This window comes from Sinorhizobium sp. 6-70 (assembly GCF_030124375.1).
Taxonomy (GTDB): Bacteria; Pseudomonadota; Alphaproteobacteria; order Rhizobiales; family Rhizobiaceae; genus Sinorhizobium.
This window is the reverse complement of sequence record NZ_JASKLS010000003.1, coordinates 491,378-515,434: the sequence shown is the minus strand read 5'-3', so window position 1 is coordinate 515,434 and position 24,057 is coordinate 491,378. Positions and strand designations below refer to the sequence as shown.

General features: G+C 62.3%; 20 protein-coding genes. 16 read left to right on the top strand and 4 right to left on the bottom strand.

What is annotated here, in order from left to right; all coding sequences use genetic code 11:
* Window positions 1–54: 54 nt before the first annotated feature.
* On the bottom strand, window positions 55–1,326 hold the full coding sequence (locus QN222_RS09535) for a glycosyltransferase family 4 protein (protein WP_283962307.1): 1,272 nt from the start codon (window positions 1,324–1,326) through the stop codon (window positions 55–57).
* 45 nt (window positions 1,327–1,371) lie between these two features.
* Window positions 1,372–1,944, bottom strand: a complete 573-nt coding sequence (locus tag QN222_RS09530; protein WP_283962308.1) for a MarR family transcriptional regulator — start codon at window positions 1,942–1,944, stop codon at window positions 1,372–1,374.
* A 204-nt stretch (window positions 1,945–2,148) separates the two neighbouring features.
* On the opposite strand from QN222_RS09530, the gene QN222_RS09525 reads away from it, so the two are divergent.
* From QN222_RS09525 to QN222_RS09475, 11 genes are all read left to right on the top strand, one after another.
* Window positions 2,149–3,915, top strand: a complete 1,767-nt coding sequence (locus tag QN222_RS09525) for a type I secretion system permease/ATPase (protein ID WP_283962309.1) — start codon at window positions 2,149–2,151, stop codon at window positions 3,913–3,915.
* Window positions 3,915–5,339, top strand: coding sequence for an HlyD family type I secretion periplasmic adaptor subunit (locus QN222_RS09520; RefSeq protein ID WP_283962310.1), 1,425 nt, complete (start codon window positions 3,915–3,917; stop codon window positions 5,337–5,339). The genes QN222_RS09525 and QN222_RS09520 overlap by 1 nt, the downstream gene beginning before the upstream one ends.
* On the top strand, window positions 5,336–5,611 hold the full coding sequence (locus QN222_RS09515) for a hypothetical protein (RefSeq protein WP_284005387.1): 276 nt from the start codon (window positions 5,336–5,338) through the stop codon (window positions 5,609–5,611). Before QN222_RS09520 ends, QN222_RS09515 begins: the two co-directional genes overlap by 4 nt.
* Before the next feature lie 4 nt (window positions 5,612–5,615).
* Entirely contained in the window at window positions 5,616–6,275 is a 660-nt protein-coding gene (locus QN222_RS09510; RefSeq protein WP_283962311.1) for a calcium-binding protein, read from the top strand.
* A 72-nt stretch (window positions 6,276–6,347) separates the two neighbouring features.
* Window positions 6,348–8,591: a glycosyltransferase family 2 protein gene (locus tag QN222_RS09505; RefSeq protein ID WP_283962312.1), complete on the top strand. Its 2,244-nt coding sequence runs from the start codon at window positions 6,348–6,350 to the stop codon at window positions 8,589–8,591.
* Window positions 8,588–9,433, top strand: coding sequence for a class I SAM-dependent methyltransferase (locus QN222_RS09500; protein ID WP_283962313.1), 846 nt, complete (start codon window positions 8,588–8,590; stop codon window positions 9,431–9,433). Before QN222_RS09505 ends, QN222_RS09500 begins: the two co-directional genes overlap by 4 nt.
* Complete coding sequence (locus tag QN222_RS09495; protein ID WP_283962314.1) at window positions 9,430–10,692, top strand: glycosyltransferase family 4 protein; 1,263 nt, start codon at window positions 9,430–9,432, stop codon at window positions 10,690–10,692. Before QN222_RS09500 ends, QN222_RS09495 begins: the two co-directional genes overlap by 4 nt.
* A 10-nt stretch (window positions 10,693–10,702) precedes the next feature.
* Window positions 10,703–11,434, top strand: coding sequence for a hypothetical protein (locus QN222_RS09490; RefSeq protein WP_283962315.1), 732 nt, complete (start codon window positions 10,703–10,705; stop codon window positions 11,432–11,434).
* 9 nt (window positions 11,435–11,443) lie between these two features.
* Window positions 11,444–13,651: a hypothetical protein gene (locus QN222_RS09485; RefSeq protein WP_283962316.1), complete on the top strand. Its 2,208-nt coding sequence runs from the start codon at window positions 11,444–11,446 to the stop codon at window positions 13,649–13,651.
* Window positions 13,648–14,967, top strand: a complete 1,320-nt coding sequence (locus tag QN222_RS09480) for a glycosyltransferase family 4 protein (protein ID WP_283962317.1) — start codon at window positions 13,648–13,650, stop codon at window positions 14,965–14,967. The genes QN222_RS09485 and QN222_RS09480 overlap by 4 nt, the downstream gene beginning before the upstream one ends.
* 87 nt (window positions 14,968–15,054) lie before the next feature.
* On the top strand, window positions 15,055–15,987 hold the full coding sequence (locus QN222_RS09475; protein ID WP_283962318.1) for a hypothetical protein: 933 nt from the start codon (window positions 15,055–15,057) through the stop codon (window positions 15,985–15,987).
* A gap of 52 nt (window positions 15,988–16,039) precedes the next feature.
* On the opposite strand, the gene QN222_RS09470 is transcribed toward QN222_RS09475, so the two are convergent.
* The gene (locus QN222_RS09470; protein WP_284005385.1) at window positions 16,040–16,975 is read right to left on the bottom strand and encodes a LysR family transcriptional regulator; all 936 of its coding nucleotides are present in this window, start codon (window positions 16,973–16,975) and stop codon (window positions 16,040–16,042) included.
* A 269-nt stretch (window positions 16,976–17,244) separates the two neighbouring features.
* Here QN222_RS09470 and QN222_RS09465 point away from each other — a divergent pair, with 269 nt between their 5' ends.
* On the top strand, window positions 17,245–17,670 hold the full coding sequence (locus tag QN222_RS09465) for a nuclear transport factor 2 family protein (RefSeq protein WP_283962320.1): 426 nt from the start codon (window positions 17,245–17,247) through the stop codon (window positions 17,668–17,670).
* A 99-nt stretch (window positions 17,671–17,769) separates the two neighbouring features.
* Here the strand turns inward: QN222_RS09465 and QN222_RS09460 are convergent, their stop codons facing one another.
* Window positions 17,770–19,629 (bottom strand): adenylate/guanylate cyclase domain-containing protein, encoded by a 1,860-nt coding sequence (locus QN222_RS09460; RefSeq protein ID WP_283962321.1) that lies wholly within the window; start codon window positions 19,627–19,629, stop codon window positions 17,770–17,772.
* A gap of 262 nt (window positions 19,630–19,891) precedes the next feature.
* Here QN222_RS09460 and QN222_RS09455 point away from each other — a divergent pair, with 262 nt between their 5' ends.
* The 4 genes from QN222_RS09455 to QN222_RS09440 all read left to right on the top strand — a co-directional run bounded on the left by QN222_RS09455 (window position 19,892) and on the right by QN222_RS09440 (window position 24,010).
* A complete protein-coding gene (locus QN222_RS09455) occupies window positions 19,892–20,104 on the top strand; it encodes a hypothetical protein (protein WP_283962322.1) in 213 nt (70 codons plus the stop codon).
* A 145-nt stretch (window positions 20,105–20,249) separates the two neighbouring features.
* Window positions 20,250–21,080, top strand: coding sequence for an N-formylglutamate amidohydrolase (locus QN222_RS09450; RefSeq protein ID WP_283962323.1), 831 nt, complete (start codon window positions 20,250–20,252; stop codon window positions 21,078–21,080).
* Complete coding sequence (locus tag QN222_RS09445; RefSeq protein ID WP_283962324.1) at window positions 21,077–22,954, top strand: flavohemoglobin expression-modulating QEGLA motif protein; 1,878 nt, start codon at window positions 21,077–21,079, stop codon at window positions 22,952–22,954. Before QN222_RS09450 ends, QN222_RS09445 begins: the two co-directional genes overlap by 4 nt.
* Before the next feature lie 9 nt (window positions 22,955–22,963).
* Window positions 22,964–24,010, top strand: coding sequence for a glutathione synthase (locus QN222_RS09440; RefSeq protein ID WP_283962325.1), 1,047 nt, complete (start codon window positions 22,964–22,966; stop codon window positions 24,008–24,010).
* Window positions 24,011–24,057: the final 47 nt, after the last annotated feature.

The window sequence follows — 24,057 nt, the reverse complement described above, 5'->3', positions numbered from 1 at the left end:
TATCTTCGATTTTTGCGGTGCACAACAATGAAATTTTGGGGCTTTGATCTTTAATTATACTTCAAAACTTGAAGCAACATCTGCGCTCGGCGCTTTTGGTGAAGAAATTGTCCGTTGCGCGGTCACATTTCCGATCAATGTCATTTGCCGTGCGAGACAATCGTCCAGCCGGAATCTCTGCTCGACTGTTCTACGCGCGGCGGCACGCATGACGCGGAAATTATCTGGACGCTCCAGCACGTCGAGAATGGCATCGGCAAGCGCAGCGGTATCGAAGAAGGGTACGAGAAGTCCGTTGCGGCCCGAGCGGATGACCTCTTGGACGGGAGGTGTGTCCGATCCGATAATGAAAGCACCGCACGCCATTGCCTCAAGAGCCGACCACGACAGGACGAAGGGATAGGTCAGGTAGAGGTGAGCGGCTGAGACCTGAAAAAGCTGGCGAAGTGTGGAATGCGCCACGACGCCCGGAAAAATAAGCCTGTCGCGTGGGACATCCAATGACGCGAGAAGGTGATCCTTCCACGATCCCCCACCGGGGGGTGGCGCTCCATAACTTACGCCATCGCCGCCGACAAAGACGAACAGCGCGTCCGGATGCCGCCGGACGACTGTTGCGGCCGCCTCGAGCGCCTGTGGAAAGCCACGATAAGGCTCGAGATCGCGGGCGACGAAGGTGATGACTGGGTCACCGGCTTTGAGCACGCGCCCATCGGGAAGCCTGAGCGAAGCTGCAGGGTCGGGACGAAAGCGTCGCGTGTCTATCCCCTCGTGGCAGACCGCAATGCGTTGCTGCGCGTCGGCCGGATAAAGGCTTCTCTGCCAATTGGTCGGGCTGATGCCGCCCTCGATCGCCTCCAGTGACAGGAGTTGCGCGACGTTGCGCAGACGCAATCGCTTGCGGGTTTCCGAATCGGGCTCGTCATCCGGCGCGAAGCCGACATCCGCCCCTTCGGCACGATAGAAGAACTCGCAATATCCAAGAGCGGGTACGCGTGGCAGCACATCCTTGACGAACATCATGCTGCCCCAGCCCGTGTGGCCGAGAATAACGTCGGGGACCTGACCGAGGCGTGCCATCGTGTCGAAGGTCTCCGCGACCCGATGGCCGATCCGCACATGGTGGTCGGGCGCGCTGAGGTGCCGCCCCATTTGCGGATATGTCCGCGGCCCCGGTTCCGCCCGATGCCGGACCACCCGGACCGAAGGGATCCGTTGATCCACGGTTTCGGTCACGAGGGTCACTTCGTTGCCCGCCTGCGCGAGATGGTGAGCGAGGGCCGCGAACTGGCCGAAGCCGCGCCGGTGCACAAATGCTACATGCATGTTCTCAAGCCAACCGCAAAACAGGGACCAGTCTTCTAAGGCGCGTCAAATGCCGTAACGAGCGGCATTTCCCCAGACCAATTCGAGACGGTGCAGGGTTTGGAACGCGGTCTCGAGGTTCTGCCGGTCCTGTTCGCCATGGGTGAGGGCGCGTTCATAGGACCTCGCCGCTTCGCGCAGGCTGGCGCAGAGCTTTCTGCCTTTTTCCGAAAGCCGGATGCGGGCCGACCGCTTGTCGCGCTGCGAAGCGATTCGGTCGATGTAATCGCCGTCGCCGAGTTGCTTCAGATAGTAGGAGATGTTGGACCCCATATAGTAGCCGCGGTCCAGGAGTTCCCCCACCGAGAGTTCCGCCTCTCCGATGGCGAGAAGCACCATCGCCTGCGCGGGCCCGATGTCATCCACACCGATTTTGGAAAGTTCCGTGCGCAACAGGCCGGAAAACCGTCGGCTGGCCCGCTCCATGACCCGAGCCAGCTCAAAATACGTGATCAGAGGACCGTCTGCGTCACGGTCACTCTCAGGGTTGTCGGGCATCCTCCTCATCGTGTCACTGGCGGGCAGGACTGCCACCGTGTCTGCGAAGTTTGCGAACGGATAGTGAATCTTATGATTCATCCCTCTCTCCATTGGGGAATTTACTTCAAAATTCGGGAATTTACTTCAAAAATTGAAGCAAATTTCGTGACGCCCCTGCCCCCGAATTCCTGATCTTGAGCAAGCGATCTTTATTGTGCCACACTGATCGCAGCAATACTGTGATTTGAGTGAATCTGACCCAGATCGCGACCTCGCATACACCTCTTATCCGGAAAATCGCCGATGCGTAATACTGTTCCGAATCAAATGATTAGCAAGGGCCAAATCAGTGCAAATCCGGTGCAAAACGGAACAATCAACCCAAGGCTGCTAGTCTTGCGAGCTCGTCGCGTTTTCGTTGTGACGCTTATTTATGCAGCTTTGCTAAGCGCCTGTATCAACCTCCTGCAACTAACGATGCCCCTCTACATGATGCAGGTACATGACAGGGTGTTGAATAGCCAGAGCATGGACTCGCTGGTGATGCTGACGATCCTGGCACTCGGCGCACTTGTCGTTCTCGGCGTGCTCGATTTTATCCGTGCCCTGACCTTTCAGGCCATGGGCAGTGCCGTGGTGCGCTGGCTCAACCTGCCGGTGCTCACCGCGGCGGTGCAAGCCTCTGCCGATCAAGGGCTTGCGCGGGCGACGCAGTCGCTTAGGGACCTGACCGAGCTGCGCGGTTTTCTGACCTCGTCGGCGGTCAGCGCTCCCCTGGACGCTGCCTGGTCACCCATATTTCTGGGCGTTCTTTTTCTGCTGCACCCACTCTTCGGGGTGGTTGGCGCGATTTCGGTGACGGTGCTTCTCTGCTGCGGCCTCCTGAACGACCTTCTGACCCGGCGGCTCATGAAAGAGGCAGGCCAGGCTAATATTGAGGCAGTCTCGAAGATAGGTGCGACATTACGCCACGCCGAGGCGATAGAGGCGATGGGGATGTTGCCAGCGCTCGCGAAAAAGTGGCGCTCCGCACAGCTGCACGCGCTCAGCGTGCTGGAAGCCAGCGGAATCAGAAGCAGGGCGATGGCCTCGATCACCCGTAGCCTGCGCTTTGCCATTCAGATGATATCGCTCGCCGCGGGCGCCCTGCTCGTGATGAAGCAGGAGATCTCCCCCGGCGCGATGATGGCGACCACCATTCTTGTCGGGCGCCTTCTCCTGCCTTTCGATTCCGTCATCGAGAACTGGCGACAATGGGTCCTGGCCATCGCCGGCTGGCGCCGGATCGAGGCTGCGCTCAATGAAAACCTCGCGATCCGCCAGACCATGCCGACGCCGCGCTCCGAAGGCGACCTGGTCGTGGACAAGTTGGTCTACGCCGCTCCCGGCATCGACGTGCCGATCATCAAGGGCATCTCCTTTGCGCTCTCACCCGGGGAGGTCCTGGGGATCGTTGGCCCCTCCGCCGCCGGCAAGTCCACCCTGGCGCGGCTGCTCGTCGGCATCCTGAGGCCCACGGCGGGTGGCGTCTTCCTGGACGGCAACAATGTCTATCTCTGGGAGCGCAGTTCATTTGGAAAGGTAGCGGGCTATCTTCCGCAGTCCGTTTCCCTCCTCGAGGGGACGATCCGGGAAAACATCGCCCGCATGGAAGAAAGTGATCCTTACAAGGTGCTGGAGGCGTCACGGCTCGCCGACGTCCACGACATGATCGGGCGCCTGCCGCTCGGCTATGATACGCCGGTGGGCGAAGGCCAGTTGACCCTTTCCGGAGGACAAAGGCAGCGCATCGCGCTCGCCCGGTGCCTTTACGGCCGCCCACGCCTCATCGTCCTCGACGAGCCCAATGCCAATCTCGATGCGATCGGCGAGCGGGCGCTCATCCGCGCGGTCGAAGACGCGCGCCGCGACGGCGCCATCGTCATCCTCATCGCTCACAGGCCGGCCATCATGCAGGTCGCCGACAAATTGCTGGTGCTGGAAGGCGGCCGGATCAGCCAGTTCGGCCCGCGCACCGACGTTGTCGCTTCCATGATGCCAGGCGAAACACGACGCGAAGGTACTGCCTGATGATGAAAGAACCGATCCTGCCCGTTCGCCTGGATGCGCAGTTCCCCGTCAAGACCGACAATCCGGAACGCCGCCTGCCGGTCCGCGCAGGCACGCCGCCTTCCCCGGCCGCGACGGAACCCGACCTGTCGGAGGACCATCCCCGTTCGCCCATTCGGCGCCTCGTCATTGCGGGGCTGACAACGATCCTGGTCGCGTTCGGCGGATTTTTCGGCTGGGCGTTCTCGACCGAGCTCAGCAGCGCCTCGGTGAGCAGCGGCACCATCGTCGTCGACTCCAAGCGCAAGACGATCAGCCATTTCGAAGGCGGCGTCCTGAGCCGCGTCCTGGTTCAGGAGGGCGATCACGTTGCTGCCGGGCAACCGGTCATCAAGCTCGAGGACACGCGTGCCCGCTCCGATCTCCAGGCGCTGCAAAGCCGGCGCGTCGGCCTGGTAGCAAAGCTCGCGCGCCTCCGGTCCGAGCAGGCGGAGGCAACGAAGATCAACTTCCCGGTCGAACTCGTCCGCACGGGCGACACGGCCGCCCACGACGCCGTCATGGCGGAAACAGCGTTCTTCGAGAAACGCCGCGAAGCCAAGAAGGGAAAGATAGAGATCCAGCGCAAGACCATCGAGGAATATTCCGAGAAGGCCAAGTCGCTCGCCGCGCAGCTCCAGGCGACCGAGCGCCAGATCGAGCTTATGAACGAGCAGCGCACAGCAATCGCAACCCTCGTCGATAAGGCATTTGCCCAGCGCTCGAAGCTCATCGAGATCGACGCAAGGCTCAGCGAACTTGCCGCAACGCGCGGCGAAGTTGCCGGTGACAAGGCCCAGGCGGAAAAAGCGATGGCCGGCGCCGAGCTCGCGCTGACCGGGATAGAAAGCGACTTCCAGGCGGAGATCGCCGGGGAGATCACCACGGCACGGCTCGAACTCGCGGACGTCGAGGAGCGAATGATCGCTGCGGAGGACGTCCTGCGCCGCCTCGAGATCCGCTCTCCCCAGCCAGGCGTCATTGCCAACATCCAACTGCGGACGCCCGGCAGCGCAGTCACCCCCGGCCAGCCCCTGCTCGACATCGTCCCCGAGGATGAGCCATTGCTTGTGGAAATGCACGTCAGCACGCGCGACATCGACAGCATAACCATCGGCTCGAAGACACAGATCCGCCTGACGGCCTATAATCAGCGTACCCATCTGCCGCTCGACGGCAAGATCACCTATATCGCGGCCGACCAATCGGTGGATGAGAAGTCCGACGTCTCCTACTTCGTGGCGCGTGCCGAGGTTGCGCCGGAGTCCCTCGCCGCCAATCCCGATATCCGCCTCTATCCCGGCATGCCCGCCGAGGTGCTGATCGTGCACAGGCCCCGTTCGGCAATCGACTATCTCGTTTCTCCGGTCACCGACAGCTTCAACCGGGCATTCCGGGAAGATTGACGGACATTCCGATCGCGACGATTGCATCGCACAAATTACTTGGAATTTTGAACCGATTTACAGGCATTGCGATAATAATAACTCCTAAAAATATATTGTGCCAATATTGGCACATGCTCCAACTCTTCAAAAAAAATACGAAAATAGTGTCGAAACCACATGGATTTATTGGTGTTCTGGATGTTGCCTTCCCGTTTTTTGCGATGCACACTCCGGCACGCAATCTCGGCTCCCTGCCGATGATGCATGCATCAAACGACGAAGAGGAGTAAGCAGATGGCCACTTTGGAAGGCGGCGCATACGACGACGCCCTGTTTGGCTCTCGCTTTGACGATTTCATTCGCGCCCACGGCGGTGATGATTTCGTCAACGGAGGCAAGGGGCACGACATCATCTTCGGTGACGGAGGTGACGACTTGCTGTTCGGCGGCGACGGAAACGACACAGTTTTCGGCGGCGAAGGCACAGATCTTCTCTATGGTGAGAAGGGCAACGACAACCTGGTAGGCGGAGCGGGCGACGACCTGCTCGACGGCGACAAGGGCAACGACATCCTTCTCGGCGGCGAAGGCAACGACTTCCTCGTCGGCGGCAAGGGCAGCGACCTGCTCTACGGTGGCGCCGGCAACGACATCATCAATGGCGGCGAAGGCAACGACCTCCTGGTCGGCGGTCAGGGCAGCGATGTCTTCGTTTTCGATGGCGGTGGCGGCAACGACGTCATCCTCGACTTCACCCCCGGCGAGGACGTGCTGCAGATCGCCAAGGGCATCAACGGGCTAGACGTCACCGCGCCCGAGGACCTGGCTTCGCGCATCACCCAGGTCGGCGGCAATGTCGTGATCGACCTCGGCCATGGCGACACGTTGACGCTGGTGAACGCGGACGCCGAAGACATTCAGGCTCATCCCGGAAACTATTTCACCATCCACTGAGTTTGAACGGGCGCGCCCTGCCTCCTCCCGCGGGGCGTGCCATCTTCTGCAATCCGTCCAGAGGAGTGGCGTGTGACGTTCGACGACCGCACGAAAGGCGCCAGCGTTGTTTACGACGACGCGAAGGCCTTTCGGCTCGGCTCCGATGTAGCCGTATTGATCCTTGATGTTCCTGCCAGGTTGCTGTCCGCAGCCAAGTGCACGCTCGTCATGCATGACCAACCGGTCCCGCTTGTGAGCACCACCCTTTCGCTTGTCACCGGCGGCCATCGCATCCTCTGGGCCATGCGCCCCGGCAAGCAACCGGCCCCCGCGCAGATCTCAACCGAGAGCGGCCGCCTTCAAACGGTTATGCTGAGGCCCATCGGTGAACTGCCCCCCTTCGACGTCGAGGCCCTTTTTGCCGACATTGCGCCGGAGGGCTGCATCAAGTTCCTGAGCAATCTTCTAACGGCCTGGCGAAGTGCGTTCCGACTTTCCGGGGACCCGCTTTTCGTCGGCGTCGTTGAGGACGCACTTCACGCGCTCGCCTCACGGCCGAGGCTCGCCAAGGTCGCCTGCCCCGTCGCTGAAGGCCGATACCTTGTCGAGACCGCAATCAGTCCTGATTTCGGCGAGATCAGCGCGGTCTATGGCTTGGGCCCGAACGCCGTGCTGCCGCTGACCTCGCAGTTTCTTGTCAGCGGCCGAGGGGACAAGAACCTGCGGCCGTGCCACTTGATCGTCGAATGTGCGAGGCTTCCCCACTCCTTGGTCCTGCAGGGCAAAAGGGGCATTGCGGTCCGGGAAGTGGCACGCGGCAACCCCCGCTATCCGAACCTCCAAGCCTGGTGGAGCGAAGGCGGCCGCGCACCCGATCTTCGGGAGTTTGTCGTACGCTCACTGTCAGGCATGCCGGAGGGCGGTGCGGCGATGGCAGTCGACCTGCAGCTTCGAGCCCCGCTGCCTTCGCGGCAGGTCGGCAAATCCCCGATGCATCCCGCCGCGGAGGTCGATCTTGCTCTCGCCCTTTCAGGCGGCCTGCTCGCGGGCGGCTGGTCACGAGACCCGACAGGTATTCTCGCCGGAGTCGATTACCTGAAAGAGGACGGCACGGTGATGCCGCTCGACGGCAATTGGTATGAGTTTCCCGCCTGGGCGCGTGGAACCGACGAGAACTCGAGAACCGACGTGACCGGTTTTGTCGCCTGGCTGCCGCTCAATGAGCCGTTGGGCGCCCTCCTCCAGCCGCGCTTCCAGATGCGCCTCGCCTCCGGCGCAGTGAAACCCCTCGTGCCGAAGCCACAGCCCTTCGAGCCTACGACGCAACGCAATCGCATCCTGCGCGCAGTCCCGCCGCAGCACGCCATCGACCAAGCCTTCCGCACGATACTTGCGCCCGCTCTGCAGGATGTGGAACGGAGGTTGGGCAGGACAATAGACGTCGACTACACGAAGGACTACGGCCTGCCGCAGCAGGCACCGATGGTCTCGATTGTCGTGCCGCTTTACCGGGTTCTCGATTTCCTGCGCTTTCAGCTCTCCGGCATGGCGACCGATCCCTGGCTCGCGCGCAACGCGGAAATCATCTACGTGCTGGATTCCCCCGAGATCCAGGACGAGACGGAACATCTGCTTGGCGGCTTCCATCTCCTCCACGGCCTACCGATGAAGCTCGTGGTCATGAACCGCAATGGCGGCTATGCACGAGCCTGCAACGCCGGTGCGCGCTTCGCGCGAGGCACGATGCTCGTGATGCTCAATTCCGACGTCGTGCCCACGGCAACCGGTTGGTTGCAGGCGCTCATACGGCCGCTCATGGAACAGAAAGGGCTCGGCGCCGTCGGTCCGAAGCTCCTCTTCGAGGACGGTTCGCTGCAGCATGCCGGGCTTTACTTTGCGCGCGACCGGCACGGCGTGTGGCTCAACCACCACTTCCACAAGGGCATGCCGGGTGACTATGCGCCGGCGCAGGTCCGCCGCTCCGTTCCCGGCGTTACCGGCGCGTGCCTGGTCACACGGCGGGATATCTACGAACGCGTTGGCGGATACACCGAGGACTATGTCATCGGCGATTACGAGGACAGCGATCTGTGCCTCAAGATCCGTCGGTGCGGCTACGACATCGGCTATGAGCCATCGGCGTGCCTTTATCATTTTGAGCGCCGCTCGATCCGCCGCAGCCAGGATTACATGCGCGGTGTCGCCAGCCAATACAATTCGTGGCTGCACACCGAGCGCTGGAACGACGACATCGCCGACCTGATGGCTGCCGGCAGCGGCAATGACACAATCGCGTCCCTCAGCGGCGACGCGGAAGCAAGGAGTGCCGCATGAGCGAGATCGCCCTACGTCGACAGAGCGTGCCGGCATCGGCGATTCCCGCCAGTGAGGATCGGGTTCAGTGGTTACTGGGCAGCATCCTCAGCAACCGCTTCCTGCCGCAACCGGCCCCCAACAGCGTCTTCGTCGGCGATGGTGACTTCAAGGCGGTGGGTGCCGAATTCCTGGGCCACTTCATCCGGATGGGCGGATTGCAACCGGAAAGCCGCGTGCTCGACATCGGTTGTGGTATCGGTCGGATGGCGGTTCCGCTCACCCAGTATCTGGACTTCGAGAAGGGGCGCTACAGCGGCATCGACCCCGTCGAAGGCGGTATCGCCTGGTGCCGGCGTTTCATCACTCCCGCCTATCCCAACTTCGTGTTCCAGCGGGTCGACATCGCGCATGACCTCTACAATCCGCAAGGCAAGATCAGCGGCAAGGCACTGAGACTACCCTACGCCGATCGTCACTTCGATTTCGTCATCATGACATCGATCGTGACTCACCTGCCACCGGACGAGGTCCTCGTCTATCTGAGCGAGATCGGCAGGCTCTTGCGGCCGGGCGGACGCCTGTTCATGACCGCCTTCGTTGTCGACTCGGTTGCCGCCGCGAATGAAACAGGCAGGCGCGATCCGCGCCTGGGGTTTCAGCGCGATGGCGACGGGCCCTGCTGGTTCGTGCCCGATCTGCCGCAGCTTGCCGCGGTGGGTTTCGACGACGGCTTCCTCGACGGTGCCCTCAGCCGGGCCGGCCTCACAGCCGTCACAAAATCGCTCGGCTCCTGGCGCGGGCAGGCAGCGGATCATTATCAGGACGTCTTCGTTGCCGAGCACCGGGGGAACGGCGCTTGAGCATGCGTGTTCTCGTTGCCGCCCATAACCATCCGGCACTCCATCCCGGAGGCACCGAGATCTTCGCGCACGACCTGTTCCGCGCCTATCGGCGGGCGGGCTGCGAAACGCTTTTTCTCGGCGCCACGAACCAGATCCATCGCCAAGCGCGTCCCGGTACGAGCTTTCAGGGGATCGGCCCGGCAGGCGATGAAGTGTTGTTGTGGTCCGGTCACTTCGACCGGCTCTTCATGAGCCAGATCGATCTCTATGGCGTGGTTCCCGATCTCGCGGAATTGCTGCGTGAGTTCCGGCCGGACGTGGTGCACATCCACCACCTGCTCCTGCTCGGCGCGGAGTTCCCGCATATCGTCCGCCGCACACTGCCTGAATGCCGGATCGTCATGACACTGCACGACTATTATCCCATCTGTCACCACGATGGCCTGATGGTGCGCACGTCCGGCAAGGAACTCTGCCACAAAGCAACCCCCGACCGCTGCCACGCCTGTTTCAAGGACATCGCCCTCGACCGGTTCGTGCTGCGCGAAAGTCATCTGAAGGCTCTGCTTCGCGAAGTGGACCGTTTCGTTGCACCGAGCCGCTTCCTTCGGCAGCGTTTCATTGAATGGGGGCTCGATGAAGATGCGATCAGCGTCATTCCGAACGGTTTGCCACGCAGAGACGCACGCGCCAGCGCGCCTCCGATCAATGGAGACCGACCCGTCTTCGGTTATTTCGGCAATCTCAATCCGTGGAAGGGCGTGCCGGCGCTGCTGGAGGCGGCGAGACAGCTCATTGCCGAACGCGTACCGTTCGAGCTGCGCGTTCACGGTGGTGCTCCCTTCCAGAGCGAAAGGTTCACGGAAGAGCTTGCACGCTTATTCGGCGAAACGGCACCGGTGGTGCAGCAGCGCGGTCCCTATCGCCGCGAAGATGTCGCCGACCTCATCGCCGCGGTCGACTGCACGATCGTTCCCTCGATCTGGTGGGAGAACGCGCCACTGGTCATCCAGGAGGCGCAGGCCCTTGGTCGTCCGGTCATCGTCAGCAACATCGGCGGCATGGCCGAGATGATCGAGGACGGCGTCAATGGTCTCACAGTCGCACCCAACGATCCGCGCGCGCTGGCATCCGCCATTCGACGCTTCGCGGAAGACCCGGCCCTGGGCCAGCGCCTTTCCGCAAACGCCCGCCAGCCCGACGACATCGATACGACGGCACGACGCTATCTCGAGCTGATCGACGCGATCGAGCCCGCGCGTATCGAAGCGGCATAGGGGAAAGTCGATGTCTGTTGTTGCCGAAAAATCAACTGCCGCCCCGGAACAGGACAATGCGAGGCCCATGAATGGCCGCGTGGACGCGATCGACCAGGGCCGCGTCTTCGGTTGGGCATTTGATCCGGCGGCGCCCAACCAGCGGCTCACCATCCGAGTGATCCTCGATGGCAGCGTGATTGCCGAGGCGGTCGCCGACCGCAATCGCCCCGACCTCAAGCGCAACGGCATCGGGGACGGCAGCCACGCCTTCGAGATCGCGCTGCCGGAGGCGGCTGCCGCGCGTACGGGCGACCTCGTCGTGACGGCCCTGGATGGGCGAGGCTCGGAGCAGAGGCTGCGTGTTCCCCGCCCCGACGAGCAGGCCGCCGAAGCTCTCATTGCCGCGCCGCTGACAAAGGTTCTCGACAAGCTCGACATCCTGATGGCAGCGCAGCGACAATTGCAGGTGTCACAACGCTCTCTTCTGCGCACGCCGAACGATGTGAGCGGCGAGATCGAGACACAGGGATTAACCGCCATCGGCGACGCCGTTGCAAACCTCCGCGCAGAGGTCGCGCAGCGGCTGGACGACCTCGATGTCCACCTCATGCGCCTCGACGGCGTCGTGGCGGCAATGGAGAAGAACCTCGGCGGCTTGCAGAAGCGTTCGAACACTGAGTTGAAACCCTTGCTGCTTTTGCTTTTCGTTCTCGTGGGCTTCGCCGCCGGCGCTGCCCTCGCGCTTTTCACCGGCGCGTAAGGGCTCGACATGGTCGCGGTAGAACAAGCACTTCCTTTGGCTTCGCAGCTTGCCACCAGGATCATGAAGGGCGGACGAGTCCTCGCTTGCCCCATCGACGAAGGATTTCTGCTCGTCATCGGTACCGGCGAACCAATGGCCGGAACACTGTTGGCGGAGATCAACGACGACGTCACCCGAGTGACTGCCTCTATCATCGGCTGGCGCTTGGCCTCGCCTGCGAGATCGGCAACGCATGGGTTCGCGGCGCTGCTGCAGATGCAAGACACCGATAGCCCGCTCACGACGCTTCGCCTCGGAGAGGACGAGGCCGGCAGCAAGCGATACATCTTCGCCCCGCGGCCAATCCCGGTGCGCGATGCCGCCGCGCTCCTGGCGGAGCTCGCCGGGGAGCAACTCGGAGGATTACTCGATTCGCTGGTCGACGGGCTTATGCAAGGACCCATAGGACCGCGAAGGCTCGCCGCGATAATCGCTCTTTTGCAGTCCCGCAAGGGGAGCGACGGTTTCGTAGAACTCGTTGGCGAAACCCACGACGGAGTTATTTTCGTCAAGGGATGGGGCCGCATCATCGAACCCGGCGTTTGCCGCGTGGCGGTGAACAGCGGCAAGCCTGTCGTTTGCGACTGTGGGATTGCAACCTTTCTCCGTCAGGACGTTCCGGCGGGAGGCTCGGGTTTCGTCGGACTGCTATCGACAAAAGAACCGCTTCGGGTCCGTGACATCGAGGGACTCGTCTATCGCGGGCGTGGAGGCTGGCGGTACGCGCCGCTTCATGAGCACCGCCAGATCGCCGGGCCTTCGGAGACACCCGGGCATATTCGCGCCCTGCTGCTTCAGACCCGCGGCTCGCCGCAGGTTCTCCTGCAACTGCGCTCGGCCGCAAACAGCTTTGAGGGCCGCGAAACGGTCTCCGCGCTTCCCGTCCCGGTTCGGATGGGAATAGACAGCGCCTTTCAGGTGAGCCGAGGCGCATTCCTGATCTCGGGCTGGCTGCTTGACCCCGAAGCGCACGTGCAAAGCGTCAAGCTCTGTGGCGAACGGGCAGCAACGCGGCTCGACGATCACTGGAGCCGGCTGGAGCGCTCCGACGTGACGGACGCGTTCACCGATGAGCCGGCGTTCCGGAGCGCATTCGGACATGGAAGCCATCCCCACGGGTTCATCGCCTTTGCGAGCGGTTGGGATTCGGCGACAGCCCTCCATCTGGAGCTGACGCTGACGGATTCTCGTCGCGCCTTCATGCCGCTCACACCGATCCGCGTTCCGCCCCGCTTGGCCGTCCTTCGCCAGATCAGTGCCATCGATCCGCAACACTGGGGGATCGCAGAAATTGTCGATCGCCAGATCGTTCCCTTCCTGTGCGCATCAGAGAGGACTTCTCCATCGATCGGTGCCTCCGTCGACGCGGGTCCGTTCGAGCAGGCAGGAGGTCCGCCGATCATCATAGCCCCTGAGGACTCCGAAGACGGAGATATGGCTCCCATCCTCGGACTCCTGGCCCTCGATCCCGAAACCCGCCTTGCGCCTATCGCGCTCGTCCTGCCCGCAGAACGCTTTCGGCGACAGGCCGGCCGCATCAAAGAACTCGCGCAATTCTACCGGCTGTCGCTCAAGCTTATGGCGGCTGAGGAGAGCGGCGATCTCTACGACCTTCTGGAAGCGGGGGTCCGGGCGCTGTCGCATGAGACGGTGGTTCTGCTTGCCGGCTCGCTGTTGCCGCTCCGGGCCGGATGGTACGGCAAGCTCGTCGCCGCCCATGGCACGCAGGGGGGCGTCATTTCCCCCACGCTTGCCTATGAGGATCACTCGGTTCGCTGGGCCGGAAGCTGGCCGGCCGAGCAATCCGAATATCCGGCGTCGAGCCGCTATGCCGGCTACCCCTTAAGCGCCGTGACCGGCCTCAACTTGACCCAGGTCGCGGCGGCATCTTTCGAGTGCTGCATCATGCCACGCGAGGCCTTCCTCATCGCCGGAGGCTTTTCCGGCGGCTACCTCGGTTCTCAGCAAAAGGGCCTGGATCTTGGCCTGAGGCTCAGCCGCTCCGGAATACCCTCGTACTGGCTGCCATTGGTGCAGATGCTGGGGGCTGATGAATCGTCCGGCGCAGCGACGGCGGCACTCGCTCCCCTCGTGGAGCGGATCGATCGAAGAATATTCGCTTCCCGCTGGGCTCCGGCTCGCCACGACAGTTGGTTCGAAGAGGTCTCCGCATGAGCGATCGGCTCCGTGTTCTCGTTGTTTCACATGGTCATCCGACAATGTCGCTTGGCGGGGCGGAGACGGCGTCCCATAGCCTTCACAAGGGCCTCAACACGTTGCCGGGGGTTGAATCGATCTATCTGGCGCGCGTCGGCCATCCTTTCCCGCGCCACGGTGCGTCGGCGCTCATGAGCCACCGTCTCGCGCCGGATGAAGTCCTCTTCCACGCCGACGACTACGACCACTTCTTCCTCTCCAACGGCGATACCGAAGCAATCCGTCGCGACCTCCTGCGCTTTGTCGGCGATCTCACCCCCCATGTGGTTCACTTCCATCACCTGATCGGCATGGGGGTGGAGGCCCTCTACGCCCTTCGCCAGGCACTGCCGGAAGCGATCATCGTGGTGACCTTCCACGAATATCTTTCGATCTGCCACAATCACGGGCAAATGGTGAAGCGGCCTTCCGGCCAACTCTGCAGCAGGGCTTCGCCCATCGGCTGCCACGGATGCTTTCCCGAAATCCCGGTGTCCCGTTTCCTGAAGCGCGAACAGTTCCTGCGCGGCATGCTCGGTCTTGCCGACGCCTTCGTCTCGCCCAGCATGTTCCTCGCCACGCGGTATGTCGAATGGGGAATCGACGCGGAGAAACTCTCCGTCGTCGACAACGGGATAGTGACTGGCGAGATCGCGCCGGTGCGAGACCTACCGGCCCAGACCGCCAGACGAAACCGCTTCGCCTATTTCGGGCAGATGACACCTTTCAAAGGCATCGATGTGCTCATCGATGCCGTTTCACGCGTGCCGCAGGAGGTTTGGGGCGAGGATTCCTGCCTGACGATATTCGGCGGCAACCTTGAACGCCAGCCAACCGAATTCCAGGACCGGGTCAAGAAGCTCATCGATGAGGCCGGCCGCAGGGTGCGCTTTTACGGTGCCTATCAAAACGGGGACATGCCGCGGCTGATGCGTTCCGTCGACTGGGTGGTACTGCCGTCCACCTGGTGGGAGAACTCGCCGATGGTCATCCAGGAAGCGTTGCACCACCGTCGGCCGATCATCTGCTCCGACATCGGCGGAATGGCCGAAAAAGTTCGGGACGGGAAGGACGGCCTGCATTTCCGCGCCGGCAGCGCGCAGGACCTGGCCGATCGCCTCATCGAAGCGGTGCGCGGGCCACAGGCTTGGGATCGGCTGCATGCAACCCTGCGGCCGCCGGCGAGCCATGTCGACGCCGCTCGCGCCCACGCGGACCTCTATCGCCGGCTACTCAGAGAAAAACGGAGCGCGATGAATGGCGGACACTACGATCCGGTCCCACTGACCGCCTGAAACCTTTGGGAGCAAGCGCGTCATGTTTCCCGAAGGGTGAAGCACAACGAGTTCGCGGAGCGGCCCAAATTGTCCCGGAGACTCCACATGCTCATCTATTCCGACGAAAACCTCGAGGTGATACATCGCCCCGGATCGTCGGCGTATCTTCTCGTCACCTTCAATGAAATGGAAATGCAGGCGAACGGCAGTCGCTTCTGGGGTCAGCGGTTCTGCGAAAAGGCAGACATCGCCGCGCTCGGTTTCATCAGCAGGCGACCGAACTGGTTCCCGGCGGCAAGCGTCGTGAAGGCGGCGAGCGCGGCGGCATCGATACTTCGCACAGCGTCGGAGCGCATCCTCTACGGCCATTCGCAAGGCGGCTATGCGGCACTGCGCTACCGGCGGCGCTTCAACGCCACGGTCGCCATCGCCTTTTGTCCGCAACTTTCGATAGACCCCACGTCTGTGCCTTTCGACAACCGGTTCACCCGCCATCACGTGCCCGACCTCCACGCCAACATGCCAATTGCCGCCGACCAAACCGCCGGCCGGGCCTATATTTTCTACGACCCCTTCCATGCCGTCGATCGCCGCCACGCGGAGCGGATTGCCACGCTGCAACGGGATACGCGCCTCATTCCCGTGCATATGACGGGACATGGCACTGTCCGGGCATTCACCGGAACGACGCGCGCCCTTTCGCTTATCGAGGCCTGCCGTGCCGACGACACCCCGGGCCTGCGCATCCTCGCTCGCTCGGCCCGGGTCGATGCGCCCATGCGTCCCTATCAGATAGCAGTCATGGCGATCGCCCGGCATCCCGCCTGGGCAGACCGGCTTCATCGGCGCTTCGGTAGCGGCTTTTCGCCTGTCGAACGGGTGAACTTTCTCTATCATCGCGCCAACCGCCATATCCGCGACGGCGAACTCAGCGTTGCACGCGACAAGCTGGCCGAGGTCGTCGCGCTGCGGCCGGGTGATCCAGGCTTCGCGTGGCGCCTACAGGAGCTCGAAAGCCGCATGGCTCGCGCACTCTAAGAACTCTCAAGTCGCTTCGGCTGCCGCAGCTCTTGAGCAGACGACAGGAACTTCAGGTCCTGCGGACTGCACACCCTTCCATCATCCGGCGCCCTTCGAACAGCTCGCGCTCGCGGGCCAGGCCCTCGCCAACAAGATCGAAGAAGGCGCGCACGCGGGCTGCGCCTTTGATATCGGCGTGCGTGACGATCCAAAGCTCGCCCGACAGGTCCGACAGTGGCTCGGACAGCGCATGCATGAGGCCGCGTTCGTTGTCGCCAAGGTAACAGGGCAGAAGCGCGAGACCGATGCCGGCCTTGGCAGCGACGAGCTGGTTGACGAGGCTGTTCGTGCGATAGACGAAGGCTTCAGGGGGCACTACGCGCCCAAGCCAATCGGCCGCTTCAATTCCCACCGTCGTCTCCTCCCAGCCGATAATGGCGTGACGACATAGATCGCCCGGCCCGGCGATGGCACCACCATGGGCTTCGAAATAGGTCGGCGCCCCATAGAGCGCCCATGCCACATCGGCGAGCTTGCGACCCCACAGATCGCCCTCCCTTGGCCGGATCGGCCTGAGCGCGATGTCGGCTTCGCGACGCGACAGGCTGAGCACGCGGTTGTCGATGACCAATTCGACGACGATGCCGGGATGGGCCCGCCGGAACACCGCGATGTGGCGTGTCAGCGCGCGGTAGGCGAGCGTTTCGGATGACGTTACGCGCAAGAGACCGGAAAGCCGGTGATCGCGGCCGGTTATGTCGCGGTCAAGCGAGAGTGCCTCATCCTCCATGCGCTCCGCCGCAGCGGCCATTCGCTCGCCGGCCATCGTCGGTCGATAGGCCCCGCCGGGCAGCCGCTCGAACAGCCGCACGCCGATGCTCGCCTCCAGCGCGTTAAGGCGCCGGAACGCGGTCGAATGATCGATGCCGAGCCTTTTCGCGACGGCCGTCAGGCTGCCTTCCCGCTGCAGGGCCAGCACCAGCCGGAGCGCATTCCAGTCATCCATGATCCATTTGTAACACTGGTGGTACTTGCGGTCACGCAAGCGCCATCGGCGAAATCACGGACCGGACGTCGCTGCCGCCTTAGAGACGACCTGCCAAGAGCTCGAAGCCGTCGGCCCCGTTAGCACGCGGCTATCGATCAGCGAGGAACTGCCCCTTCCCTCTTGCAATCCTGCAAGCGAGACTGGTGGAATACCAACGGGCTTTGCACCGATGTTGCGGCTATCCTCGTTGCGACAGGCAACTGAATTCGAACCAAAGGAGGCTTTCCATGGGCGCTCCCTCCCCTGAACTCTGCAATCTTTGGCTCGCTCGCGCCTTCAACGCGCAGGATGTCGAGGCTGCGGCAGCAATGTATCATCCGGACGCCTCGATCGTGCAGGTCGATGCGGTCCACGGCGGGACCAGGGTCGCTCGCGGGGCCGACGGCATCCGCGAGACAATGGCGGCCTATATAGGCCTCAAGCCACACATGGATGTGGTCACCCACCATACGACGGTCGCAGGCGATTTCGCGATGACCCGTTCTCAATGGCTGATCAAGGGGGTCGACAGGCACGGCCAACCGACCGAAGTGCATCACCACGGCATGGAGGTTCATCGCCGACTTCCCGATGGAACCTGGGTCTTTTTCATGGACCATCCGTCCGGAGCCGATCCTAGCTGGGCGATCGAGGCGCCCCCGCACACCGAGTAGCGATGCCGATTGAAGGCGAGTCGGTAACGGATCGCGCAGCAGGATAATCTCAGTAGTCCACCGGCTTCGCGACCAGGACCGCCGTGAAAGCGTTGGCGATCATTGCGACAGCGCGCCTTGGGCCAGGTCGTTGCGAATATGCGAAGAGCTTTCGCGAGGCGGCTCGCCTGTCGCCGGTGAAGCCGGGAGCCCTGCGGCACGCGTTCGATCTACCAGGCCCGCGGTTATCGCAGCATCCTCAAAAAGCTCCTGGTTGCGCAAATACTCGACGGAGAGCATCGGGTCGAGCGCAAGGGCCTGCGAGACGAGTTGCTTGGCCCGATCGAGGTCGGAACAGGCCATGCGCGCTGCAATCCGGTAGACATAGGTGCGTCGAGTCTGGAATGGCAGCTTGTGAGAGACCTCGAACATCTCCTGGTAACGTCCGAGCGCGTAAAGCGACGCGACGCGCTCCTCTGTTATCCAAACCGGAAGAAACGGGTCGAGTGTTTCCGCACGATCGAGCAGTTGCAGGGCTCGTTCGGGCTCGCCCGCAAAGAGATAAAACGCGGCGCATCGCCCGATCGTGTAAGCGTCGTTGGGCGCCATCTCGATGGCTTTCTCGTGATGAAAGCGCGAGGCAGCGAAATCGCCCCTCTTCATTTTGATCGCGCCCATGACGCGGTGCGCCTCCGGGTCCGTCGGGTCGAGTTCCAGCGCATGACCCGTCTGCAGTTCGCCGAGACGGAGATCGAAACTCGGCAGCGAACTCCAAGAGCAGACATGCATGGCGAAGGGCCGGCCGAAGCTCGGATCCGCCTTCATCGCCTTCTCGAACCAGTGCATCGCTTCGTGAAGGTGAAAGTCGGCTACTCCCGCTAGCCGATGGTGGTCGAGGCCGCGGAGATAATGTTCGTAGGCGGACATGCTTTCCGGCCGCTTCAGACGGGCCGCAGCGAGTTCGGACTGTTCGATCCGACCAGAAACGGTTGCTGCAACGCGGGCGGTGATCTCGTCCATGACGTCGAGAATTTCCTCGAAGGGGCGTTGAATGCGATCCGACCACATCAGATGCCCCTGCTCCGTCTCTGCGAGCGAGATGTTGAGCCGGATATAGCCGCCGGCCTTACGTACGGAGCCTGCCACAACATAGCGCACGCCAAGCGATCTACCGATTTCCACCGGATCGGTCGTTCGCAACACCGTCGAGGCTGAGCGCGAGGTGACGAAAAGGCTCTTCAGCCGGCTGAGTTCGAGCGTCAGATCATCGGTCATCCCTTCCGCGAGAAAGGTTTGGTTCTGATCTGCGATCGATGCGGTCGTGAACGGTGCGACCGCCACCGAGTTCGGCCTGACCAATGAAGGCGACGGTGCCTTGGTCGGCGCGACCTGGAAACGGTGGCGGTCCATGGCCGCGCCGACGCGGTAGATTTGGATCGGCTCCGACACGCCCTTCAGATGCCGTTCACCGATCGCTTCAAAAGCGCAGGGTGATACGCGGCGGACCTGATCGTAGAGCGCCTCTGAGACCTCGATCTCGCCCGGTTCGGCGGAGGCTTCGATACGCGAGGCAATATTCACACCGTCGCCACGCAAGTCGTCGCCGACGATCGCGACATCGGCGAGATGCAGGCCGAAGCGCATGTCATGCACGCAAGTGCGCGGCACCGACCCGATCGCCAGACGCGCTTCCATCGCCGCCCTCAGCGCATTCACGGGGCTCGAGAATTCGGCAAGGATCGCGTCTCCTGCGGTGCTGAAGACCCTGCCGCCAAAACTCGTCACGACTTCGCCGATGAGGCTCATGCAGTCCACGACACGCGCGATCGTCTGCTCCTCGTCGAGCTCCATCGCCGACGTGGAAGCCACAAAGTCCCCAACCAGAATTGCAGCCAGCTTCCGATGCATGCGCCGCCCGGCCTGATGAAACGCCGAATGGTACCACACGGATTCGCCGAAGGCATTATCGGCCTCAATCATGCGCGGCTACGCGTCGAGCCAGAACGGGGGAGACTCGGCGAAGCCTGGGTGGACTCGCCGAGCGACAACATCAACGGTTTCCCACAGTTGAACAAGGCGGCGCCAAGCGCGTATAAATATCATGGACTTCGGTTGGACGAACGCCTCATGTCCCGAAGGCCTGCGTTTCGGGAACGTCCGTGCGCCCGGAACGTTTCGGATATGCAGTATCCGGCGAGGCGCCGCCGAGCCGAGCATCCGGGAACAACCTGGAGTGAGGGCCATGGAACAAACAAACGCTTGCAAATTGGCAGAGGAATATCTGCGCCTTGGCGGTCATCGCCGCGTGGTGATCGACGATAATCAGACCTCGGTCAGAAACTGGGAGCCTGAGCCTGCGGCAGCCGAGGCGTTCTGGAGGAAAAACGTCGAAAGTCTCGGGCCGGAGAGACAGCGCGAGGTGCAACTCCTGCTGCCGACGATCAATCGCGCATAAGGCAAGGCCCGGCTGAGTCCGCACCAGTGCCAGCGTGTGCCGCTCCGGCGGGTGAATTTTTGCGCCCACGCGCGGAACAGAAAACTTCGTTTCTGAATTGTAGCCATGTCACCGATACGCGGAATGCGGCTGCGAAAGCGTCAAGATGAATAGATGGGATTGCCCCAGCAAGGTGTTGACGGCGTCTCTCGACGACGAATGGTGGACTCAGCATCGCGGTGACTCGCCGATTGTCGCCACGGCCATTCACAATGGCCACGCGGTGCGCGGCGAGGTCGAATGTCTTCTTGCTCTCTCGGCCGCGGAACGACAGCGCGAGGAGGATCCGTTCACCGAGTTCATCATCCGTGATTTCCCGAACCGGATTGTCGTTCATCGGTCGCGATTCGAGGTCGATATCAATCGCCCCCGCGATGGTGCGATATATGTGCGGCCGGAGCAGGCCTGGGGTCTCAATGTCTGGACCGTCAAGCCCCCGCAAGATTTGGTCGAAGCGTCGCTGGCGATGCATGACGAATATTACGCCATGCTGGAGGCCATGCTCGCGGGCGTCGAGCGGCGCCATGGACGCTTCGTCGTTCTCGACGTCCATAGCTACAACCACCGGCGCGGCGGTCCTCAAGCGGAAGCAATGCGGGCGGAAGCGGCGCCGGAGGTCAACATCGGCACATTTTCGATGGATCGCGTGAAATGGGCCCGGGTCGTGGATGCTTTCGTCGAGGCCTTGGGCACCGTTGACTGGCAAGGACGACGCCTCGACATACGCGAAAATATCGCGTTTCAGGGCAGAGGTGAACAAACGCGCTTCATCCATGAGCGCTTCCCCGACACAGGCTGCGCGATTGCCGTCGAATTCAAGAAGTTCTTCATGGACGAGTGGACGGGCGAACCGAACATGGAGGCGCTTGCGGCGCTGAGGGAGCTTGTCGCATCGACACTGCCGTCACTGATCAACGCTTTGGGAGCGGGCCGATGAAACGTTCCGCCGCGCCCGCCCCCAGGGATACGGCAGATACGCCCGACTGGCTCGCCGAGGCGCTGGCGAGCATCAAAGCCGACAAGGCTGTACGAAAAGACCTTCCGGATGGCGGACGGCTGCATATCGATCGCGCGCTGCCCTTTCTTTGCCTGCACATCTCCGGCGACGACGAAGGTCCGGTTGCCCGCGAGATCGCCCAGGCGAATGCCTCCTACCTCGTTGCGCCAGATGCCAACGTTGCTGCCTTGGTCATCGAAGCTGTCGGCGGGCTGCTCAAGCGGCGTCTTGGCGCATTCATGGTCCTCGAAATCGGCGAACTCGCCCGCGACGAACTGTTGACCGACGACGCGCCGTACCTTCCGCCGTTCAAGATCGAGGTCACGGCAACCCCGCAAGGACCGGCGCGGATTGCCGCCAAGGCATTCGCCAATGCCGCCGAGGCGACCGAAGCGAAGTTCCGTACGCCACGTGTCGAGATTCGTGAAGCCGAAGGACTGGACCTGCCGTTTCCCCGTCTTCGCGTGCGGTTTGCGCCGATCTATCGGCAGCGTGAGTCCGGCAACATCTATCCGCAGCTTCGTGAACGCCTGATCGCGAGCATCTTCGATGCCGGCCTGCAAGCCTTCGCGGCTTTCGTCAGGGCTACCAAAAGCATGAACATCTCGACGCATCGGGCGCTCGGCAGGAAGGCCTTCATCGACGCCGTGGTGCGCACAGACCGCAGTATCGACGAAGTTGCTTCGACCTTCGATTTCCTGCTCGCCGTGACCCCCATCAACGCCGAAGCAGCCTGGAGCGAGTTTGCCGCAAGCGAGTATCGGCGACCTCCGCGTTTTCTCTATCGGCCGTTGACGCTGCAGGTCGAGAAGGCAAAGAAAAAGCTCTTCTCGATCACCTTCGACCACCTCGAAGATCCGGTGCTTTATCATCTCTACCGCGAAAAGCAGCAGGAGCTCGACCTTCAGCTTTCGTTGCTCTCGGCCCGGGAGCGCGCAACATTCATCGAGTTCGGCCGCGCCCTCTACGGTCCCGTCGAGCCGGAACTGTTGCGGACAGCGCAGGATATCCTTGCACGAACCCGCGACGGCGCCACCGATACAGCCCCCGAATCGCGCGTTGCGGAGCGACATGCCGATTGTTATTCCGTCGAGCAACAGGCGCGCGCGATGATTGCCGAATACCGTCGCCGCTATGCCGGTTTCGACGCCACCGTCGAGGTGCGGGACGATCTTCCCACCGGCCTTCTGGTGTCGGGCAGCCGCCTCCTCATTGCACGCAGCACCGCCATGGACGCGGAGCGTGTCGAACCGATCTTGAGCCACGAGGTCGGCGTCCATCTGCTGACCTATTTCAATGGCTCGGCGCAAGGCTTGCGCCTGTTCCGCTCCGGCCTCGCCGGGTACGAAGGCATGCAAGAGGGATTGGCGGTCTTTGCGGAGTTTCTGACAGGTGGCATGAGCCACGAGCGGCTGCGCCTCATCGCAGCCCGCGTGGTTGCCTGCGCCGCAATGCTCGATGGCGCATCGCTGCCGGAAGCCTATAGACTGCTGGTTCAAGATCACGGGTTCTTGAAGGCCGATGCCTTCAACGTCGTCTTGCGCGTTTATCGCAGCGGGGGGCTCGCCAAGGATGCGATCTACCTGCGCGGCCTTCTGCAACTCCTCGCCCATTTGGCGGCTGATGGCGCCCTGGAGCCCTTCTGGATGGGAAAGATCGCCGCTTCGCATTTCGGCGTGATGCAGGAACTAAGCGCCCGCGGCCTGCTTGGTGTGCCAGCCGTGCGCCCTATATTTCTTGACAATCCGGAAGCGTCGTCGCGCCTGGCCAAGGCACGCGCGGGAATGTCACCACTCGACATGGTCGAACGTTAGGAGCCGGACATGCGCATCGCCTTTTTCGTCAATTCCATCGAAGGCGAGGCTACCTATTACGCGACGACCTGGCTTGCACTCGCGGCACTCGCCCGCGGTCACGATGTTTGCTACGTCGCCCCCGGGGACTTCGTGCTGCGTTCCGACGACAGCCTGATTGTTCGCGCGACGACCCTGCATGGCCCGAAACCAAAGAAGCCGGAGACGTTGCTCAATGCGCTCAAGGACGAGCGAGCGAAGGTCAGGACGATCGACATCAAGGAAATCGACGTGCTCTTGCTGCGCAACGATCCTTCGGAAGACGCCGAAAGGCGGTCTTGGGCAGCCTATGCCGGCGTGAATTTTGGCCATTTGGCGGCCGATCGTGGCGTGATCGTCGTCAACGATCCGGCCGGCTTGGCGGGAGCGCAGAACAAGCTCTATTTGCAAGGTTTTCCGGAAGTTGTTCGCCCCATCACGCTGATCTCCCGGAGCATCGAGGAAATCCGGGGCTTCATCGATGCGCATCCTGACGGCGTGATCCTAAAGCCTTTGCAGGGATCAGGCGGCAAGAACGTTTTCAAGATCAGCTCCCGGGAAGAAGCCAACCTCAATCAGATATTTGAAGCTGCCAGCGGCGAAGGGTATCTGATCGCCCAGACCTACCTGCCCGAAGCGACCGCCGGTGATATCCGCCTTTTTCTCATGAATGGACGACCTCTGGAGCGCGACGGTGTACATGCCGCTCTCCGCAGGGTGCCTGCCAAGGGTGATGTGCGCTCGAACATGCACGCGAGCGGTACGCCCGAAGCAGCAACGGTCACGCCGGAAATCCTGGCCCTGGCGGAAAAGCTCCGGCCGAAGCTGATTGAAGACGGCATGTTTTTGGTAGGCCTCGACATCGTCGGTGACAAGATACTGGAGATCAATGTCTTCAGTCCCGGAGCCCTCCCGGAGATCGCCGCGCTTTATGGCGTGGATTTCAGCGAGGACATCATCATCGCGCTGGAAAACAAGCAGAGCATTCGGCAACTCTATGGGGAAACATTGTCGAACCGCACGCTAGCGACGCTCTGACGTCATCACCGAAGCGACATGACCCGCCAATGAATTTGGCGCGAATT

Excerpts from the sequence above, each read along its gene's own strand:
- QN222_RS09535 (WP_283962307.1), bottom strand. The coding sequence starts at position 1,326 with ATGCATGTAGCATTTGTGCACCGGCGCGGCTTCGGCCAGTTCGCGGCC.
- QN222_RS09530 (WP_283962308.1), bottom strand. The coding sequence starts at position 1,944 with ATGAATCATAAGATTCACTATCCGTTCGCAAACTTCGCAGACACGGTG.
- QN222_RS09525 (WP_283962309.1), top strand. The coding sequence starts at position 2,149 with ATGCGTAATACTGTTCCGAATCAAATGATTAGCAAGGGCCAAATCAGT.
- QN222_RS09520 (WP_283962310.1), top strand. The coding sequence starts at position 3,915 with ATGATGAAAGAACCGATCCTGCCCGTTCGCCTGGATGCGCAGTTCCCC.
- QN222_RS09510 (WP_283962311.1), top strand. The coding sequence starts at position 5,616 with ATGGCCACTTTGGAAGGCGGCGCATACGACGACGCCCTGTTTGGCTCT.
- QN222_RS09500 (WP_283962313.1), top strand. The coding sequence starts at position 8,588 with ATGAGCGAGATCGCCCTACGTCGACAGAGCGTGCCGGCATCGGCGATT.
- QN222_RS09490 (WP_283962315.1), top strand. The coding sequence starts at position 10,703 with ATGTCTGTTGTTGCCGAAAAATCAACTGCCGCCCCGGAACAGGACAAT.
- QN222_RS09485 (WP_283962316.1), top strand. The coding sequence starts at position 11,444 with ATGGTCGCGGTAGAACAAGCACTTCCTTTGGCTTCGCAGCTTGCCACC.
- QN222_RS09480 (WP_283962317.1), top strand. The coding sequence starts at position 13,648 with ATGAGCGATCGGCTCCGTGTTCTCGTTGTTTCACATGGTCATCCGACA.
- QN222_RS09475 (WP_283962318.1), top strand. The coding sequence starts at position 15,055 with ATGCTCATCTATTCCGACGAAAACCTCGAGGTGATACATCGCCCCGGA.
- QN222_RS09470 (WP_284005385.1), bottom strand. The coding sequence starts at position 16,975 with ATGGATGACTGGAATGCGCTCCGGCTGGTGCTGGCCCTGCAGCGGGAA.
- QN222_RS09465 (WP_283962320.1), top strand. The coding sequence starts at position 17,245 with ATGGGCGCTCCCTCCCCTGAACTCTGCAATCTTTGGCTCGCTCGCGCC.
- QN222_RS09460 (WP_283962321.1), bottom strand. The coding sequence starts at position 19,629 with ATGATTGAGGCCGATAATGCCTTCGGCGAATCCGTGTGGTACCATTCG.
- QN222_RS09455 (WP_283962322.1), top strand. The coding sequence starts at position 19,892 with ATGGAACAAACAAACGCTTGCAAATTGGCAGAGGAATATCTGCGCCTT.
- QN222_RS09450 (WP_283962323.1), top strand. The coding sequence starts at position 20,250 with ATGAATAGATGGGATTGCCCCAGCAAGGTGTTGACGGCGTCTCTCGAC.
- QN222_RS09445 (WP_283962324.1), top strand. The coding sequence starts at position 21,077 with ATGAAACGTTCCGCCGCGCCCGCCCCCAGGGATACGGCAGATACGCCC.
- QN222_RS09440 (WP_283962325.1), top strand. The coding sequence starts at position 22,964 with ATGCGCATCGCCTTTTTCGTCAATTCCATCGAAGGCGAGGCTACCTAT.